Source organism: Neoehrlichia mikurensis (assembly GCF_019186785.1).
Classification (GTDB): Bacteria; Pseudomonadota; Alphaproteobacteria; order Rickettsiales; family Anaplasmataceae; genus Neoehrlichia; species Neoehrlichia mikurensis.
Genome location: NZ_CP066557.1, coordinates 94705 through 113151, shown reverse-complemented (window position 1 = coordinate 113151; position 18447 = coordinate 94705). Strand labels below are relative to the sequence as shown.

Genomic DNA, 18447 nt, shown 5'->3' with positions numbered 1-18447 from the left:
TTAGAGTAGATTATTTACTTTTAGTAGGTTTAACAAAAATTTATAGAGGTATTATATTATTAGTAATTATAGCTACTTGAATGTGTATTTATTTAATAATTTAGGTGATGCTATTATTATTAAATGCTTATAGCACTTATAATTTTAGAGCTATAATCATGCCTTCTTTTGTAGGAATTAAGGTTGATAAAAATTTATTTTTATTTGCTATTCTTTGAGTAAAGTTGATTATAGATTTGTAAGAATTTTGAGAAATTTTTATTGTATTATCAAATACACTATCAAACAAAAATGCGTTATCAGCGATAATAAGCCCATTCTGTTTAATATATATTTCTGCCCAATCTAAATAACAATGATATTGTGATTTATTTGCATCGATGAATATCATATCAAAAGGTGCAAATTGTGATAAACTAGCTAGTTGCTCTTGTGCATCTCCATGTATGATTGTAATTCTATCTGATACATGGCATTTTTTTATATTTTCTTTTGCTTGATGGATGTATTGCAATTTTTTTTCTATCGTATATAGATGACCATCTTTTGGTAAAGCTTTAGCCATGCATATTGCAGAATATCCTATAAAAGTTCCTATTTCAACTATAGATTTTACATTACTCATTTGTATTAATAATTGTAATATTTGCCCTTCTACAAGACTAAGTTGCATGAATTGGTGTTGATCTGACGTAGAGGAATGTGCATCAATAATATCTTGATCATTTATAGAAAAAAGATCGTTTATATATTGTGACCTTTTATCTAGAATTTTGTCTCTCATGTATACTTGATTTTTTTTAATAGGATATAACCTTAGTATGTATTTTTGTCAAGTTATTAAAAAATACAATTTTATATTTGAAAGTATTTAAATAAAATTGTAAAATTATCACATAAGATAAGTAAAAGTGTGACATAATAATATTTATGTTGTTTATCGATCTTGATTTTATGTTATAACTGACATTATGTTATGAGTTTTCTAAAATAAGGAGAGGTAAAAGTAAATGAGTTTTTATACGCATGAAATAATACGAAAACAAGTAGGCAATAATATTATGAAACCAAATAATTGCAGCAATTCTGTTTTAAGTGATCCAGCATATCGTGATAAATATAGGGAAAAATTCCTTGAAGCACAAAAAAAAGGTATGGATATGGTAGTATATTATGATGGTACCATAGCGCTTATAGAAAATAAGATAACTATGTATCCGTATGGGTGGCATAAAAAGAAAAGAGATTTTGAACGTATTAAATTTGGTAATGAATCAAGGAGAAAGCGTAAATCTCATACATTATCAGAGGGTTCAGTTGTAGAAAAGATTGATAATTCCCAAGTAAAGTATCAAAAGGAGCCAGAATTTGCATAATATAGTTATATAATAGTTACAGTACTTAATATCCTATGGTATAGTCGTCTTATTTTTTAGAGGGGGTTGAGCTGTTAGTATTAAATACAAAACAATGTGTTATTGCAGAGAATGCTTCAGGAGTAAGTGTTAATACGTTAATTGAAAGAGCTGGATTAGCGGTTGCTAAGGAAATTATAAATCGCTTTTTTAAACAAAAGGTATTAGTTTTATGTGGTCCTGGAAATAATGGAAAAGATGGATATGTTGCAGCCAAGTATCTCCAATCAGAAGGCTGGCAAGTGAAGGTTATGTATTACGGTAAAAGCATAAATAGCTGTGATATAATATCTGAAGAAAATTTAAAGCGAGATGATTCATCGTTAATTGTAGATGCAATTTTTGGTACAGGATTAACTCGACCTATTTGTGGTAGCTTATTGGGTGTTGTGAGTTATATTAATCAAAGCAATAAGATAGTAGTTGCTGTTGATGTACCTAGTGGTATAAATAGTGATAGTGGGGAAATAATGGGTGCTGCACTATTTGCTAATCTAACAGTTACTTTTTCTTATCTTAAGTTAGGGCACATGATATCTCCAGGCAAGCATTATTCGGGAAAAGTTTGTATTTCAGATATTGGATTAAAATATAACGGATCAGCAGTATATCACAATTCTCCCTTACTATGGAAAGAGCATCTTCCAAAGTTGAATTACAAATCTAATAAATATAATAGAGGTTATGCTATAGTATGCTCAATAGATAATAAATCTGTAGGAGCTAGTAAACTTGCAGCTATGTCTGCATTAAGAGCAGGGGCAGGAATTGTGACAATTGCTTGCGATAGCAATGCAATAGCGTTATATGCTAGCTCTTTAACGGCAATAATGTATAAATTATATGATGATGTAATAGATGATGAAAGGATTAATGCAATATTGATAGGTCCAGGATGTGGATTGAGTAAATGTGTAAAAGAGCGTACTATAAAAGCGTTAAGTAAAAGTAATTGCATTATAGATGCAGATTCAATATCAATTTTTTGTGATGATCAACAAACGCTTTTTTCATGTATAAAAGATAATGTAATTATGACACCTCATGAAGGGGAGTTTAAGCGTATATTTCCTGAATTAACTGGTAATACGTTAGAAAAAGCTAAAAAAGCATCTGCAATATCCAAAGCAATAATTGTTCTTAAAGGTCATGATACAGTAATTGCTGCACCTGATGGAAGAATATCAATTAATAATAATGCTAATTGTACTTTAGCAACAATGGGTAGCGGGGATGTATTATCAGGAATAATAACAGGACTTGTATCTTGTGGAATGGATCCTTTTTTAGCTGCTTGTTGTGGAGTATGGGTACATAGTGAATGTGGAAAAAAATATGCTTATGGACTTATTGCAGATGATCTTATAATGCAAATTCCTGTTGTTTTAAGTGCTTTCTATTAATGATATATTTAAGGTTAAAGCATATCTAATTACAGAATTTACTTATTATGAATCCAATATTATCTCTTGTGTTCTAAGCACGAATGCAATAAATTACATTAGAATCCAGCAATGTGGGAGCATTATTAAAATAAGTAAGTCTTGTAACATGGAATTAGGATATGTCTATTTTTAATAGGAAATGAATTGATTGTAGAATGTAAAAATATTTTGCATATTAATTGTGGTCAATATCAAGATAATTAATTTTTTATAGAACATTTAAGCATATTATAATATATAATGCTTGTGTATTATGTTGTTTTTGATGACATTTAAAATAATTTCTACCATAAAAGTATTTTTACTTTAAATTTATGTTTGATGTTATGTGATGAATTTAATATGTTAATGGAATATATGATGACTTTAAAGAATATTTATAATCTATAACTAAATAATATACTGTGTAATATTTTACTGATTATAAGTATATGGTAGCATGCTTTTTTAGTAAAAATTCTTTTCAAAAGCATTATTTTATAATATTAACTCTATTCTAGTTGAGGTTACATTTAGGTATCAAATGAGCGTTGTTATTGTAGAATCTCCTTCAAAAGCAAAAACTATTAGTAAATATTTAGGAAATAAAGTTAAAGTAATAGCATCATTTGGACATATAAGGGATTTTCCTGCAAAAAATGGGTCTGTAAATCCTAATAAAGATTTTGCTATGGTGTATGAAATTATAAAAAATTCAGAAAAATATGTTAATAAAATGGTGCAGGTTGTTAGTAATGAAACAAAAGAAATATATCTTGCAACAGATCCAGATCGTGAAGGAGAAGCAATAGCTTGGCATATTATAGAGGTATTAAAGGAAAGAAATGCTATTAATGATAATGTGCGTGTTGCTAGAATGATTTTTAATGAAGTTACTAAAAAAGCAATAACTTCTGCTATCAGTAATACTAGAAATATAAATATGGATCTTGTATATGCACAACAAGCCCGTAGGGCATTAGATTATTTGGTAGGATTTACATTATCTCCTGTATTATGGCGCAAATTACCAGGAAGTAGATCTGCAGGACGAGTACAATCAGTAGCATTGAGGCTTATTTGTGATAAAGAAGATGAAGTAGAAAAATTTGTTATACAGGAGTATTGGAGTATTGATGTAGAGCTCCAAAATGAATGTGGAGATAAATTTTCTATGTTTTTAAAATATTATGATGGTCATAAGTTTGAGAAGTTTGATATTCAAAGTGATGAAAAAGCACAAGAATTGTCAGATATTGTAAAAGGAAAAGATTACTATGTTGTAAGTGTTGAAAATAAGCAAGTTAAGCGTAATCCTTATCCTCCATTTATTACATCAAGTTTACAGCAAGAAGCATCAACAAAGCTTGGATTTTCTGCAAAGAGCACTATGATGACAGCTCAAAAATTATATGAGGGTATAGATATAGGAGGTGAAATAGTAGGGTTAATTACATATATGCGTACGGATGGGTTCTATATTGCTGATGAAGCAGTAAATAGCATTAGAGATATGATTGTGTCTTATTTTGGAGAAAAGTATTTGTCAAAGTCTATACGTAAGTATGTAAAAAAAGTTAAAAATGCTCAAGAAGCTCATGAAGCAATAAGGCCTACAAATATTACTATTACTCCCAGTAGCATAGAAAAATATTTAACAAATGAACAATTTAAGCTATATGAGCTTATTTGGAAGAGAGCTATTGCTAGTCAAATGGAATCTGCTGTTATTAATCAAGTTGTGGTAAGTGTTCAATCAAAAGATGCAATGGTAATTCTTCATGCAGTGGGTTCAGCCCTTTATTTTGATGGATATTATAAGGCTTATAGTGATAATGAAGATATAAGAAAAACTTTGCCAGTGTTGGAAGTAGGAGATCATTGTAAATTATTAACTGTTACTCCAGTTCAGCATTTTACTCAACCTCCTCCTAGATATACTGAAGCAAGCTTAGTAAAAAAAATGGAAGAAATAGGTATTGGTCGTCCTTCAACTTATGCATCTATTATTTCTGTTTTACAAGATAGAGGGTATGCTTTTTTAAAAAATAAGAAATTTATTCCTAGTGAACGTGGAAGAATTGTAAATATTTTTTTAATAAATTTTTTTAGTCGTTATGTAAAATATGATTTCACTGCTAATCTTGAAGAAGAACTAGATTTAATTTCTAATGGTAGAATGAATTGGAAAGAGGTATTAAAGCAATTTTGGGGTGCTTTTATAGAGAATATTAATTCAGTGAAAAACATAGAATTTGGTGAAATACTAAAATCTGTGACTAACAGTATGGAAAATTATATTTTTACTCGTAATCAAGATGGTACAATTAATAAAAAGTGTCCTACATGTATGGATGGAGAATTGGTGTTAAATCTTAATAGAAAGGGAATGTTTTTAGGTTGTTCTAAGTATCCAGAATGTAAATATGTTAAAGGTATAGGTGATAATGATTATTATTGTGATGAAGATGAAATAATACCTAAGGGTTTAGGTATTGATGATGTAACAGGTAAGGAAATATATCTTAAGAAAGGTCCTTATGGAATGTATTTACAATTAGGTGATGATAAGAATAGTAAACGTGTTGCTATACCAAAAAATATACAAAATATAAGTTTTGATGTGGCAAAGAAAATTATATCTTTACCTATAAATTTAGGGTGCTATCCAGAAACGCAACAAGAAATAAAAATAGGCATTGGAAAATTTGGTGCATATATTTTATACCAAAATAAATATTTTTCGATTAAAAACAGAGAAGATTTTTTTAACCTTACTCTTGAGGAAGCTATTACTATCATTGATAATGATTTAAGTAAGAAAGCAAAATTTATAGGAATATATGAAAAAACAGGTAAAGAAATATATATTTGTAAAGGTAGATATGGATTTTATTTAAAGTGTGATAAAATAAATGTTGCTCTTAAAAATGATACTGAAAATATAGATTTATCAGATGCTATAAAGTTAATTAGTAGTAAGCTGTAATAAAAAATAATATTTTTATGTAAAATATTGTAAATTGTTGTACCTTAGTAAATACTTTATGGATTTTCATTATTTTATGTGTTTGTATTTGTTTCATTTAGATAGTTCATCCTATTTTTATAGTTTGTCTTGAGTATTTGTGTAGCAAGTAATATAGTGAGCATAATTAATTTACTATTTTAGTAATAGTATTACTGATTAACATGTTATCTTTGTTTACTATTTATTTTCTACATAAGTGTATAGCTGATTTTTTCTTTAATCCATTTGCTAGGTATCCATTTATTTTCTACATAAGTGTATAGCTGATTTTTTTCTTTAATCCATAATGTTAATCCTGTTTGTGGTTTTATGAAGTACCAATTATTTACATAATAATAAGTAACGTAATATGGTTTATTAATCCACTCTTGCGTAGTTGGATTATTGCCAATGATATACATATCACCTGATTTAGGAGGATTAATATGGTTATTAGAGTATAATCTTAATACACAATTATTCATTAAAGCGTCAATTTTAATAAGTGCTTCATTAACGGTGATCTCTTTTTGAGACTGGTTTTGTAATATTAAATTAAATTTTAGGTTTGTAGAGTGCTGCATATATACCTTATATAATGTTAACTTTTGTATTGTACTATTTTTTACGTGAATAACTTTCTAATGACTAAAATATGAAGTACATTGTATTTATTATTGTTTTATTGTGTACAACCTTATCTAATGCAAGTTTATTTGTGAATAATAAGCTTATACCGGAAGAAGAACATGAATTGCAAGTTATCAAACATAATTACCATAGATATGGTGATAAACTGCGCATCATTGCTTATAATAGAGTAGGTGAAATAAAATATAAAATGTTACCTTGTAATCTACAAATTACAGATTTTTATGCAAAACTGGATGCTTTTCCAATAACATATGATTATTATGTACGTAACTTAAAATATATTGTGTTAGTAAAGCAACAGTATTATATATCCTTGCCTCAATCTTCTAAGGAAGAATTGTCAAAATTTAAATGTAATTTGATTGATTCAAAAGATTTATCACAACAATCGGTAAATTACTTAAAAAATCAATCACAGTCTTTTCCAATAACGAATAAAAAATAAGTAAAAAATTGTTAATTTTTACGGAAATTATCTATAAATATTATGTTATCTTGGGAAGTACGTGAAATATTATTAGTATTAGTTGATTCTTTTTTAACTTCTTCATTAATTTGTGAGTGAATATTTTCATATTGATTTAAATCTAAGGAAAAATTGGCTAATAAATCTACATACTTAGTAATAGATTTAAAGGGTACAATAACATTTTCATCTTTTCCCTTGAAACTTAGTATGACACTAAAATCATTATCATTAACCTTAAGGTTACGAAACTGATGTTGTATTATTAAAGTAATAATATCAGGGTAGCTTTCTTTTATATATTCAGGTAAAACAACACCTTTATATTTTGTTGATAAGGTTACAGCAATATGAATTTGTTTATAATATTCTTGATTAGCAAAAGTACTAATAGCTTCTTTTATAATATTGCACATAGAGTTGTATATTAATTGACGATAATTTATTGTGTTGTTCATATAAGCCTTATGCTTCAATAAATAATCATACGAAAGTTTTTCTGTTGCCCGGTTAACCTTCGTAAAAACCGCGCTAAAAGATTACTAAGCAGCTGCTAAATTAGCGTAGCTATAGTTATCATTAGCAGCAACGATATTGTCGTTTGCACTTATAATTTTGAACATTTACGGCTGTATTCTCACCGAGCAACAACATTCCCCTTTACTATGCATGTCAATCCTGTTTCATCCCCTTAAAAAATGTGGAGATGCCGAGCACTGCCCTCGGGTCCAATACATTTATTCTAAGAAGTTTTTATTGCCATAGTGGATAAAAAAAAACCACGCTTGAATTTTACAAGAAAATTTTTATGATGTCAAGATAATTCTATATATAAAAAGACCTAAACTCTACAATGCAATAATTTATAGAAAAGTAAAGCTCCCCGGGCCGGATTCGAACCAGCGACCTGTTGGTTAACAGCCAATTGCTCTACCACTGAGCTACCGAGGAAAAATAAAATACCTTATGTAATATACATTTTATATTTGTTGTATGCAACAAAAACTTATATGTTTTACTAAATAGCATTATAATGCATATTATAATTATAAGCGTAGTATGTATTTTTATATAAGCTATTGTAGGTACAATTAGTTGTTTATTGCGTAATTTAATTGTGCTGAATTGTATAGATATAAATTTTTTTACATGAATCATTTATTTTAACGAATATATCTATCTTTTATTTGATAATATATATTGTTTGAAATATTAGTACCTAAATATTTAATCTTATTAATAAAAGATTTTTATAAAAAGCTTTAATTGAAAGTTATGTAATAATAATTATTATTCATAATGAATTATAAAATAAGAAGAGACAATAAATTAAAGCATTATAGGATTGCATTTTACTATTTTTTTATAGGATATAGGTATTAATACTACAATTAAGGAATTTTTTTGCTAATTAATAAAAGGGTTATTTTATATTTAGAAATTACTATTATATTTTAATAAAATTTAGTTTAGGTATTCTTAAATTTTAGAATTATAGGTCTGTTAGATTGATAAAAAAGTTATTTAATAAATATGGTATTTTTTGATTTATATGTAATTCATATATTAAAAGTTTGGTGGAAAGATTGTAAGTATTGTCAATTACAAGCATATATAGTGAATTATTAGGGGTCTAAATTTTAAATTTGAATGATATTATATTTTTATTATTTGTAGGGAATAAAGAGCTAATAAAGGTAAGTATTTTTAATAGAATTTTATTTTTTTACTTATTAATAACTATAATGACATTTTATGAGATATTTATTAAGTTTCTTAAAAGATGATATCAATGCTCTTAATGTGATATAATTTTGATGATGGATTGAAAATATCATTTATAATAGCATATTATAGCAACTAAATAATATTTGTATTTTTTTTGTTCCGCAATATATTTTTACTGTTCTTTTAACTTAATGAATATTATCAGTTTATACATAATTTATAATAAAAAATTATTTATTATTGATATTTATAATTTTTCTATTGTGTGAAACATAAATAATTTTATATTAATGGCTTTGTCTTTAAAAAAAAAGAATGTATGTATTTTATTTTGTGTGTAATATTACAAAAGCCATGGCATAATCATTATCATCGCTGAGTGATAATTCTATTATATGATCACAACTACAAGGTGATTTAATGTATGGTTTTCCATAATTATTGTTATATATAATTATATTTTTCATTGCTATTTGCTTGCTAAATCCTTTTCCAATAGCTTTTATATATGCTTCTTTTGCAGCAAATCTTTTTGCAAAATGATTAATTTTTGCTTCATATATATTGTAATTATAACTATCCTGTATTTCTTTAGAAGAGAATATTCTGTTGATAAATTTATCACCGAATTTTTCCCATAAAGCTAAAATCCTAGGTATATAAACAATATCTGTCCCTATTCCTATTATCATATTATTTTTTTGTCTAAAAATGCTTGTGTTATTTGATTTATATTAATTTTTGTTATGGTTCCTGTTGCACGATTTTTTAATTCTACAACATTATCACTTATAACTGATTTACCAATAATTATTTGCCATGGTAGACCTATTAAATCCATTCTTGCAAATTTGATACCAGCACTATCATATGTATCATCATATAATATATTATTTTCGTATAGCTGGTGTATATGTTCAGAAATATGCTTACCATTACTGTTTATGCATAAGTTAATTAAACCAAATTTAAATGGAGCTACTGATTCTGGCCATTTAATACCTTTATCGTCATGATTGGTTTCGATAATTGCTCCTATTAATCTTGATATTCCTATACCATAGCATCCCATTTGAATATAATGGTTATTGACATTGTTATCGTAGAATGTTGCATTCATTTGTGATGAGTATCTATCTCCTAGATAGAAAATGTGACCAACTTCTATACCTTTACTAATTTTTAAATTTTCTGATAATGTATTACATGATTTTTTGTCATGTATTTCATCAGTTGCTGTATATATATCTTTTATATGATTTATATTAACATTATCATCGTTTATTAAATCTAGCACTTGCTTATCATAATATAAAGTACTTTCTCCAGTGTTTGCTAATATGTGAAATTCATGACTTAATGTTCCACCTATAGCACCGCTATTAGCTTTAACTGCAATAGGAGTTAATCCCATTTTTTTAAAGATTTTTATATATGCCTTGAACATATTATTATAGGATTTTATTGCACCATTAATATCTTTATCAAAACTGTATGCATCCTTCATTAAGAATTCTCTACTGCGCATTATTCCATATCTTGGACGTAGTTCATCACGAAATTTCCATTGAATTTGATATAAATAGCAAGGAAGATCCTTATAACTTTTTAAAGTTGACCTTGCAAGATCAGTCATAACTTCTTCATGAGTAGGTCCAAAAACAAGTTCCCTATTATTACGATCTTGTATACGTAACATTTCTAGGCCATAATTATTATATCGTCCTGATTCTTTCCATAGGTCTGCAGGCTGCATAGATGGCATAAGCATTTCTAAGTATCCTATCTTCATTATCTCATGTCTAATTATATTTTCTATATTTTGTAAGACTTTTAATCCTAATGGTAACCAAGAATAAATACCGGAAGCCACTTGTTTTATTAGACCAGCCCTTAGTGAATATTTATGAGAAACTGCAGTAATATCCGAAGAAACTTCTTTTAAAGTTGGAATATAATAGCTTGATAAGCGCATTGCAAAATAAGGCAAATTTTACCAAAAGTAACACATAAACTTTGCATAGTCAAGAATAGTATAAAGGCAAATTTTACATAAAATTGTGTAAAAACTGAAATGTTTTTAACTTAATTTGTGAAGGAACATTTTCATATTAATTTAAATTAAATGAAAAATTTGCAATAATCTATGTATTTAGTAATAGATTAAAATGGTATAATAACATTTTGCATTAATATGTTATAAATGTACATAGAATGATATGTTGCGTACATAATTTATATTATGTGTCATAGGATAGTGATTTATTTTTTAATACTAAAGAACATATTTAATATATGAATTGAAGAATTATTATTCTTTAATTGATTTAATTTTAGGTTCTATAAGGTTTTTCTAAAATATAAATTAAATTGAAGATAGGTTTAATAAATAATAGATATTAATTTTTCTAATTGAATACACAATTATACTAATAATAGTATTTGTCACATAACCATACAACATCATTCACGATATAAAAAATGATGCATAATAGCAATAGCTGATAGTGCCGCTTCATAGCGTTTTCTATGGTCATCCTTGCTGACATTATCTTTTATTTTGTCAATATTCAAAATGCTAAGATCTTGTAATGCATTAATTAGCAGTCCCTCTGGATGATCCTGGAAATGAATATTACCATTTGTATCTTCTATTACTTCTATAATACCGCTATCAGAAAAACCTACTACCTCATACCCTAATGATTTTAACTTATCAATATTTTCTTTATTATTATTTATAACCCCTCCGTGTGCATCTGGAAAATATAATGATAACCATCCATTTTCATCAGGAGTTACATGTTTTGAAATGACAGATGCTAGCTTACTATTTGGTATAACTTGTAATTTATGTAATGCTACTTCTTTTGCGTGTGGATCAGGATTTGATATGCTATGAGTATCAGCAGATCTGTTGGATTGCATAATCTTATGTACCCTAATTATTTCTATTCCAAGTGCATGCATTATACCTTGAAGACCACCACATATTCCCATAATGTGTATTTTAGGATTTTCATGCGCTATTTCAACTAATGCATTGGTAATTAATTGACGATTAGGAGTAGGTGGATAAGGATCTGTATCTACATTGTAATAATTTCCTGGTATGAGAATTCTATTAATTTTGTTATCTTGTAAGAATTTAAGTACAATATTTTTAATTTTTTTTGATTCCTCTTTTGGAAGAGTAACTTGTGGTGTACTTGATTCTAGACCTTTAATTTGTGTAAAATCTACAATAGTATTGTAATCAATGCGTATGACTTCTGCTCCTAATACAGTAAGCATTTCAGTAATATTATGTGAAAACGTTAGCTCATTAGGGTAAGTTTCACTTTTAGTTTGTAAAAACCCAACAATTGCTCTATTGTTAGTATAAAGGTTATTTGCACTTGCAAAATTATAGCATGTAAGTGCTATCATAAGAGTTAAAATGAGAGAAAAAAGCTGAAAGCAATACTTCATTATTATTACCTTATTATTACCTTATCTAAAAAAAACATAAATAATACACAATACTACTGTGATGGTGGCCTGAGTTGGAATTGAACCAACGACACAAGGATTTTCAGTCCTTTGCTCTACCAACTGAGCTATCAAGCCGTACATTCATTGTCATATAACACAAAACATCGTAAATAAAGATTTATTATTTATTATTATTATTATTATTATTATGTATAATTGGTTATTATATAACATAAATTATCATCTTCAAGCAAAAATCAAAAATAATGTATTAAGTTTTATATTATTGTAGTATATTTTTTTTAAAATAATAAAGTAAATGATTATGCGAGTAGGAATATATCCTGGAACTTTTGATCCTGTAACTTTTGGTCATATAGATATCATAAAAAGAGCTTGTAAATTAGTTGATAAGTTAGTTATCGGAGTAGCAAAAGATGCTAATAAAAAGACTATTTTTTCAGCTGAAATGCGTGCAAAAATGATAATTCATGAAATGAGAACTTTAAATATTGATGTAGAGGTTATAGTTTTTAATGGATTATTGACTTATTTTGCACAAGAAAAAAAAGCTTTTGTTATAATTAGGGGATTGAGGGCTATATCTGATTTTGATTATGAATTTCAAATGAGTTGGATAAATTATAAAATTACATCAAAAGTAGAAACAATTTTTTTACCTGCTTCTGAAGATACGCAATTTATTTCATCTAAATTTGTTAAGGAAATTGCTAGATTGGGAGGGAATGTTGATATGTTTGTACCTTATAATGTTCAAAAATATTTAAAAGAGGTTTATAATGAGTAATCATGTTATTTAAAAATCAATGTGCTTTTATATATTATATTGATTTTTAGTATTCTATTATTAATTTCGTTAATAAATTGGATTATTTGCTGTATTTATTATAGTTTTAGTTAAAGTGAGTAGTGATTTTATAAGTTCTTGTGGTTTGATTTATTGCTGTTGATATATTAAAAGGAGTTGTTAATTTATTATTTAATATACCTTTAATGCAAAATTCTATAATTATATTAGGAATTATACATAATGAGTTATTGTGCATAAATTTGCACTAATAAATAAATAGCATTAAACAATAACAGAAAAAATAAATAAGTAACATTTAACAGGTATAGATTCATTAAAATTTATTTTTAAATATACAATGTCACAAGATATTTATCCCCTCTTATTAAATAATCAATAATAGAATATTTTCATTAAGTAAAATTTTCTTTTGTAAAAATGAATATCATGAATTACAAGGACTTTTGAATGAAATTATAAATTTTTTAATTATTTAATATTTTTATATTAATGAGTGAATAGTATAATTAATCCTATATTTAAGATTTTTTATACTGTTGAAAGTTATTTTAAATTTTTTGTATAATATTGAAAGTCTGATATATTTAAAGTAAATTAGAAAATTTTTTTTTACGAATTATATAATTCACATTCAATTTTATCTCTAGTATTCTGAATAATAATTTACTAATTACCTACGTAATTAATAAATAAATTGGAATCTTTATTATTTATTATTTTATATTAAAGTTAATTTTATTAATGTTACAAAGGTATTTAAAATTGTAAAGAAAGTATGATTTAATTGAATTCTTGAACATTTATTGAAATAACTTTATTTGTTATAATTAAGTGATTTATGTTTTATAAGTTGTTATGCTTTTTTTTAAACCAAACTTGTTTCGGTATATTTAGGAGTAGTTTGATTAAAATGCTGAACTGGAACAACAGTTAATAATTTATGATAAGTTATTGTGAAAAGTAATTTATTTGATAGTCAATAATATTTTTAGTTGGAAAAAGAAAATAGATAATATTTTTACATACGCTTTTTTTATTATAAAAATATGAGTGTGCAAGTACTATCGAGAGTATTGCTTGATAAGATTATTACAAGACTTATTCATCTATAGACTTTTTATTATTGTAATATTTTTTATATAATTGTACAAATTGATTAGTGATGTACAATTTGCAATATTAGAATTGATATTTTGATTATGGTCAAATATTGAATTCAAATATGGCACTTATATATAAGTATAAGATGTTTATATGAAAAAGTAATGTAGATTATGCATTAAATGCTATGACAGTTTATATAGTAATAAAATACTATTAATGTGACATAGTTTTTTATAAGTTAACATAATAAACATATTTATATTAGTGTAGGAACATTGAGTAAAGCATATTATGATGGTAATAAGCAGATGATATTATATATCTTATCTGTTTTAATATCATTTAATTGTGTGTTAGGATATAATGTAGTAACACTATTTTGACTTATGTTAGAATTAGAAGTTGTTTGTATGTGATGTTGACTGATTTGTAATATATTCTTCGGTTGAAGAGTTACTTCAATTATGGAATTATTTTCAATAATTTCTTTAATATCATTATCACTAAGATGTAGGTTATTGCAACATTTAAACGAAAAATTGCTATTGGTTATTCTACATTCCCACTGCCAAGTATTTGATGAATTATTAATTATACGGAAATAGTATTTATAATTATGTGATTGAGGAGTATAATTGCAGTCATTAGGAAAAAGTAATGTAAAGTTATTATTATACTGACCGCTTTTAAGATCTATTGATAGTCCCTTTATTAGTTTATTATTATGATTATGATTAATATAGGAATTTTTATTTGGCATACAAGAAAAATGCCTAATATTATTAAAGCTTGTATTTATAGATTGATATCTTTTATAGAATGCGTATGTCTTGCTAAAATATTGTATATTTTTATATATTAATGAAAATTGTATCATATTTAATTACCGTAGAATTATATATAATATATGTATATAAATGCATAAAATGCAAAAGCTACCCTAAGTTTAATTTGTAGGCATTGTGTTGAGTGTGGAAACTATATTGGTAGATCTTTGTAATAAATATACGTTAGCATGATAAATTAATTCTTAAAGTAGTAGAATATTTTTTATGTAAGGCATGTCTTGCTATAGGATTATTAATTGATGAGGAGGGGGAGAGATAGTCAGAGACAGTTGAGACATTTATGTCAGATGCATGGTAATAATTGTAATAATTCTCTAAATTTCTAATATTTATATTTATATTAGGTTGAAGTTTAAGTATATCTGTAATATATGCATGTTCATTAGTGTTAATATGCCATGTAAAAGAGCATTGAATTGATAATTTATTATTTGATAACATAAATGTACAATTAATAGCATTATCTTTCATATCATGACAATTTTTTAAATTTATTAATCCATAAGATTGTAATATATAGTAAGAATCATATTGTGATGATATCAAAGATGGTTCTATAAGTGGTGAATAATAATGCAATTGCTGAGCACAATTATTTGTCATAAATTTCATAAGTAATGAACATCTATATTTATCAACATTGTTTTGTGTTATTACTTTAGGCAGTGATATAGTAAAATTTTTATTGTAGTGTGCATTTAGTGATAATGATAGAGTTCTTACCATTTAATTATACCTTATCCTTAACTATACTTAGTGTAATTTATTTCATTGTGTTATGTAAATAAAAATTATTGCAATTTTAATGATTATAGGTTTTTTTTATAAAATATTTTATGTATTTATAAGAGTAATCTTAAGATAAACTATAGTAAACAAAGCTACTGATGTATCTTTTTACTAAATTTACTTTTCTGGGTTACTAGTATTAAATTATGTAACATGACTTGATACTGTTTTCTATAATTTATTGTATAAATAGCTATGAAATAGTATTTAATCTTATTAATAAAAGATTTTTATAAAAAGCTTTAATTGAAAGTTATGTAATAATAATTATTATTCATAATGAATTATAAAATAAGAAGAGACAATAAATTAAAGCATTATAGGATTGCATTTTACTATTTTTTTATAGGATATAGGTATTAATACTACAATTAAGGAATTTTTTTGCTAATTAATAAAAGGGTTATTTTATATTTAGAAATTACTATTATATTTTAATAAAATTTAGTTTAGGTATTCTTAAATTTTAGAATTATAGGTCTGTTAGATTGATAAAAAAGTTATTTAATAAATATGGTATTTTTTGATTTATATGTAATTCATATATTAAAAGTTTGGTGGAAAGATTGTAAGTATTGTCAATTACAAGCATATATAGTGAATTATTAGGGGTCTAAATTTTAAATTTGAATGATATTATATTTTTATTATTTGTAGGGAATAAAGAGCTAATAAAGGTAAGTATTTTTAATAGAATTTTATTTTTTTACTTATTAATAACTATAATGACATTTTATGAGATATTTATTAAGTTTCTTAAAAGATGATATAACTTTGAGATTAGCATGATATATGGTAGGAGAATCCTTCTCCATATAAATCCTCTTTCATATCAATGCTCTTAATGTGATATAATTTTGATGATGGATTGAAAACATTAAATTTTACTTTTGTCAAAGGAGTATAATTAATATCAGCAGCTTCTCTAGCAGGTATATGTTTAAATTTACAGGAATAGTAAATAGTTTCTTGTGCATGTGCTATCTTATTATCATATATTGTTCCATAATATTTAACGGACAATGTGTCATTAAGTATAAAAAATTTCCAATTTAAGTAACAGTAATTTTTATCATTGAATCTAGCATCAAAAGAAAGCAAACCTTTATCAATATTTAGTAAGTGATCTAAGTTTGTATGATATAGCTTATAATAATTTTTATAGTTTATAAAGTAGCAGGGGGGGGGGAAAGGTAATGTTAGAGTTTTGTTGTAATTTTCATTTTTTAGATAAATTAATAGAACTTTTGTCATATTATCATGATTTACTATTAAGATTATAATATAAAAATTATAAACCTTATTACTATACACTTCAATAAAAATTTAATAACTTATTAATAACTTATAATGACATTTTATGAGATATTTATTAAGTTTCTTAAAAGATGATATAACTTTGAGATTAGCATGATATATGGTAGGAGAATCCTTCTCCATATAAATCCTCTTTCATATCAATGCTCTTAATGTGATATAATTTTGATGATGGATTGAAAATATTAAATTTTACTTTTGTCAAAGGAGTATAATTAATATCAGCAGCTTCTCTAGCAGGTATATGTTTAAATTTACAGGAATAGTAAATAGTTTCTTTTTGACATATTAGTTCATTGTCATATGTTCCACAATATGTAATAGAAAATTTGTCGTTAAATATACTAAATTTCCAATGGATAGAATATATGTCATGTATAGCACCAGATTTATAAAAAAGGAATTTAGAATCAGTGAGTATATCTTTATCAATAAATTTATAATAAGGGAGCAAACCTTTATCAATATTTAGTAAGTGATCTAAGTTTGTATGATATAGCTATAATAATTTTTATAGTTTATAAAGTAGCAGGGCAGGGGGGAAAGGTCAAGCTTAAACCATACACCTTAATGTAGTAACATGTTTGTTATTTTCATTGTTATAAAAATGTTCTATGGTTACATTATTAGTAATGATTGTTTCAGGGAGAGAAGTGGTTTTTGCTAATGGTACATTATCTATTTGCTTAGATGACATATCATTGAGGGTATTTAATGGCATAGTTAATAAATTATCTTGCGGTTGCTGCCCATAATAGCAGTCTTTACTATTCTGTTTTGCAACTTTAATTTTTATATTACATGGAGAATAACTAATAACAACATCCCTTATATTTTTTATATATGCTTTTGTATATACAGGTGATGATAGTATAAAATGTGGTATACTATAATACCCATGATATCGAATTAATATATTATTATAATATAATGCAAATTGCCAATGAAAACAACTTATACTAAAAAGATCACTTGTTGCAGTTACAGCACGCAAGTGTTTTCCGTGTGGACTATAACTTGATACAAGGGATTTATAACTCTTAGTTATTTTTAACATGCCAAATGCATTACTTGATGTTTCATTATTATAAGCATCTAAACCTAAGTTATTACATGATAAATTAGACAAAGGAAGAGTAAGAGAAATCTTCTTAATAATTTTTTTATACTTGTTATTATGAAAGATATTAATTACTAAAACTTTTGCCATAATTATTTTATGTTTAATATTAATTATAATTATATTATAATTTTATTAAGAAATATTGTCAAAGATTTATTGTGACTAATATATCATAATATTTTCTATTCAAGATAGCATAGTGCATCTTTGGGAATTTAAATATTATATCTAATATGTTATCATACTTATAATTTAAGCAATTA

Annotated in this window: 16 protein-coding genes, 2 tRNA genes and 1 other RNA gene; 5 read left to right on the top strand and 14 right to left on the bottom strand. The window is 25.6% G+C overall.

Going from position 1 to position 18447, the window contains the following annotated elements:
• Window positions 1-136: 136 nt before the first annotated feature.
• On the bottom strand, window positions 137-784 hold the full coding sequence (locus HL033_RS00470; RefSeq protein ID WP_218194158.1) for an O-methyltransferase: 648 nt from the start codon (window positions 782-784) through the stop codon (window positions 137-139).
• 277 nt (window positions 785-1061) lie between these two features.
• Between HL033_RS00470 and HL033_RS00465 the strand changes: the two genes are divergently transcribed.
• From HL033_RS00465 to topA, 3 genes are all read left to right on the top strand, one after another.
• Window positions 1062-1376 carry a hypothetical protein gene (locus HL033_RS00465; RefSeq protein ID WP_246575344.1) on the top strand — a complete coding sequence of 105 codons (315 nt, stop codon included), beginning with the start codon at window positions 1062-1064 and terminating at the stop codon, window positions 1374-1376.
• A gap of 71 nt (window positions 1377-1447) precedes the next feature.
• The gene (locus tag HL033_RS00460) at window positions 1448-2818 is read left to right on the top strand and encodes an NAD(P)H-hydrate dehydratase (protein WP_218194463.1); all 1371 of its coding nucleotides are present in this window, start codon (window positions 1448-1450) and stop codon (window positions 2816-2818) included.
• A gap of 565 nt (window positions 2819-3383) precedes the next feature.
• Window positions 3384-5828, top strand: coding sequence for a type I DNA topoisomerase (gene topA / locus HL033_RS00455; RefSeq protein WP_218194156.1), 2445 nt, complete (start codon window positions 3384-3386; stop codon window positions 5826-5828).
• A 230-nt stretch (window positions 5829-6058) separates the two neighbouring features.
• Here topA and HL033_RS00450 read toward each other — a convergent pair whose 3' ends face one another.
• Complete coding sequence (locus tag HL033_RS00450; protein WP_218194155.1) at window positions 6059-6433, bottom strand: DUF2793 domain-containing protein; 375 nt, start codon at window positions 6431-6433, stop codon at window positions 6059-6061.
• A 71-nt stretch (window positions 6434-6504) separates the two neighbouring features.
• Here HL033_RS00450 and HL033_RS00445 point away from each other — a divergent pair, with 71 nt between their 5' ends.
• Complete coding sequence (locus HL033_RS00445) at window positions 6505-6948, top strand: hypothetical protein (RefSeq protein ID WP_218194154.1); 444 nt, start codon at window positions 6505-6507, stop codon at window positions 6946-6948.
• Window positions 6949-6959: 11 nt separating this feature from the next.
• Here HL033_RS00445 and HL033_RS00440 read toward each other — a convergent pair whose 3' ends face one another.
• From HL033_RS00440 to HL033_RS00410, 7 genes are all read right to left on the bottom strand, one after another.
• Complete coding sequence (locus tag HL033_RS00440; protein ID WP_218194153.1) at window positions 6960-7427, bottom strand: ClpXP protease specificity-enhancing factor SspB; 468 nt, start codon at window positions 7425-7427, stop codon at window positions 6960-6962.
• A gap of 29 nt (window positions 7428-7456) precedes the next feature.
• Window positions 7457-7791: a transfer-messenger RNA gene (gene ssrA / locus HL033_RS00435) on the bottom strand.
• 57 nt (window positions 7792-7848) lie between these two features.
• Window positions 7849-7920 (bottom strand) — tRNA-Asn (locus HL033_RS00430).
• Between the two features lie 1103 nt (window positions 7921-9023).
• Window positions 9024-9389, bottom strand: a complete 366-nt coding sequence (locus HL033_RS00425; RefSeq protein ID WP_218194152.1) for a holo-[acyl-carrier-protein] synthase — start codon at window positions 9387-9389, stop codon at window positions 9024-9026.
• Window positions 9386-10672: a proline--tRNA ligase gene (gene proS, locus HL033_RS00420; protein ID WP_218194151.1), complete on the bottom strand. Its 1287-nt coding sequence runs from the start codon at window positions 10670-10672 to the stop codon at window positions 9386-9388. The genes HL033_RS00425 and proS overlap by 4 nt, the downstream gene beginning before the upstream one ends.
• A 488-nt stretch (window positions 10673-11160) precedes the next feature.
• The gene (locus HL033_RS00415; RefSeq protein ID WP_218194150.1) at window positions 11161-12168 is read right to left on the bottom strand and encodes a gamma-glutamyl-gamma-aminobutyrate hydrolase family protein; all 1008 of its coding nucleotides are present in this window, start codon (window positions 12166-12168) and stop codon (window positions 11161-11163) included.
• Between the two features lie 62 nt (window positions 12169-12230).
• Window positions 12231-12306, bottom strand: a tRNA-Phe gene (locus tag HL033_RS00410).
• 190 nt (window positions 12307-12496) lie between these two features.
• Here HL033_RS00410 and coaD point away from each other — a divergent pair.
• Complete coding sequence (gene coaD / locus HL033_RS00405; protein WP_410522101.1) at window positions 12497-12979, top strand: pantetheine-phosphate adenylyltransferase; 483 nt, start codon at window positions 12497-12499, stop codon at window positions 12977-12979.
• 1417 nt (window positions 12980-14396) lie between these two features.
• On the opposite strand, the gene HL033_RS00400 is transcribed toward coaD, so the two are convergent.
• The 5 genes from HL033_RS00400 to HL033_RS00380 form a co-directional block, all read right to left on the bottom strand.
• A complete protein-coding gene (locus HL033_RS00400) occupies window positions 14397-14867 on the bottom strand; it encodes a hypothetical protein (RefSeq protein WP_218194148.1) in 471 nt (156 codons plus the stop codon).
• A 250-nt stretch (window positions 14868-15117) separates the two neighbouring features.
• Window positions 15118-15681, bottom strand: coding sequence for a hypothetical protein (locus HL033_RS00395; RefSeq protein WP_218194147.1), 564 nt, complete (start codon window positions 15679-15681; stop codon window positions 15118-15120).
• Between the two features lie 843 nt (window positions 15682-16524).
• Complete coding sequence (locus HL033_RS00390) at window positions 16525-16998, bottom strand: hypothetical protein (RefSeq protein ID WP_218194146.1); 474 nt, start codon at window positions 16996-16998, stop codon at window positions 16525-16527.
• Window positions 16999-17149: 151 nt separating this feature from the next.
• Window positions 17150-17515: a hypothetical protein gene (locus tag HL033_RS00385; RefSeq protein ID WP_218194145.1), complete on the bottom strand. Its 366-nt coding sequence runs from the start codon at window positions 17513-17515 to the stop codon at window positions 17150-17152.
• 99 nt (window positions 17516-17614) lie between these two features.
• Window positions 17615-18271, bottom strand: coding sequence for a hypothetical protein (locus tag HL033_RS00380; RefSeq protein WP_218194144.1), 657 nt, complete (start codon window positions 18269-18271; stop codon window positions 17615-17617).
• Window positions 18272-18447: the final 176 nt, after the last annotated feature.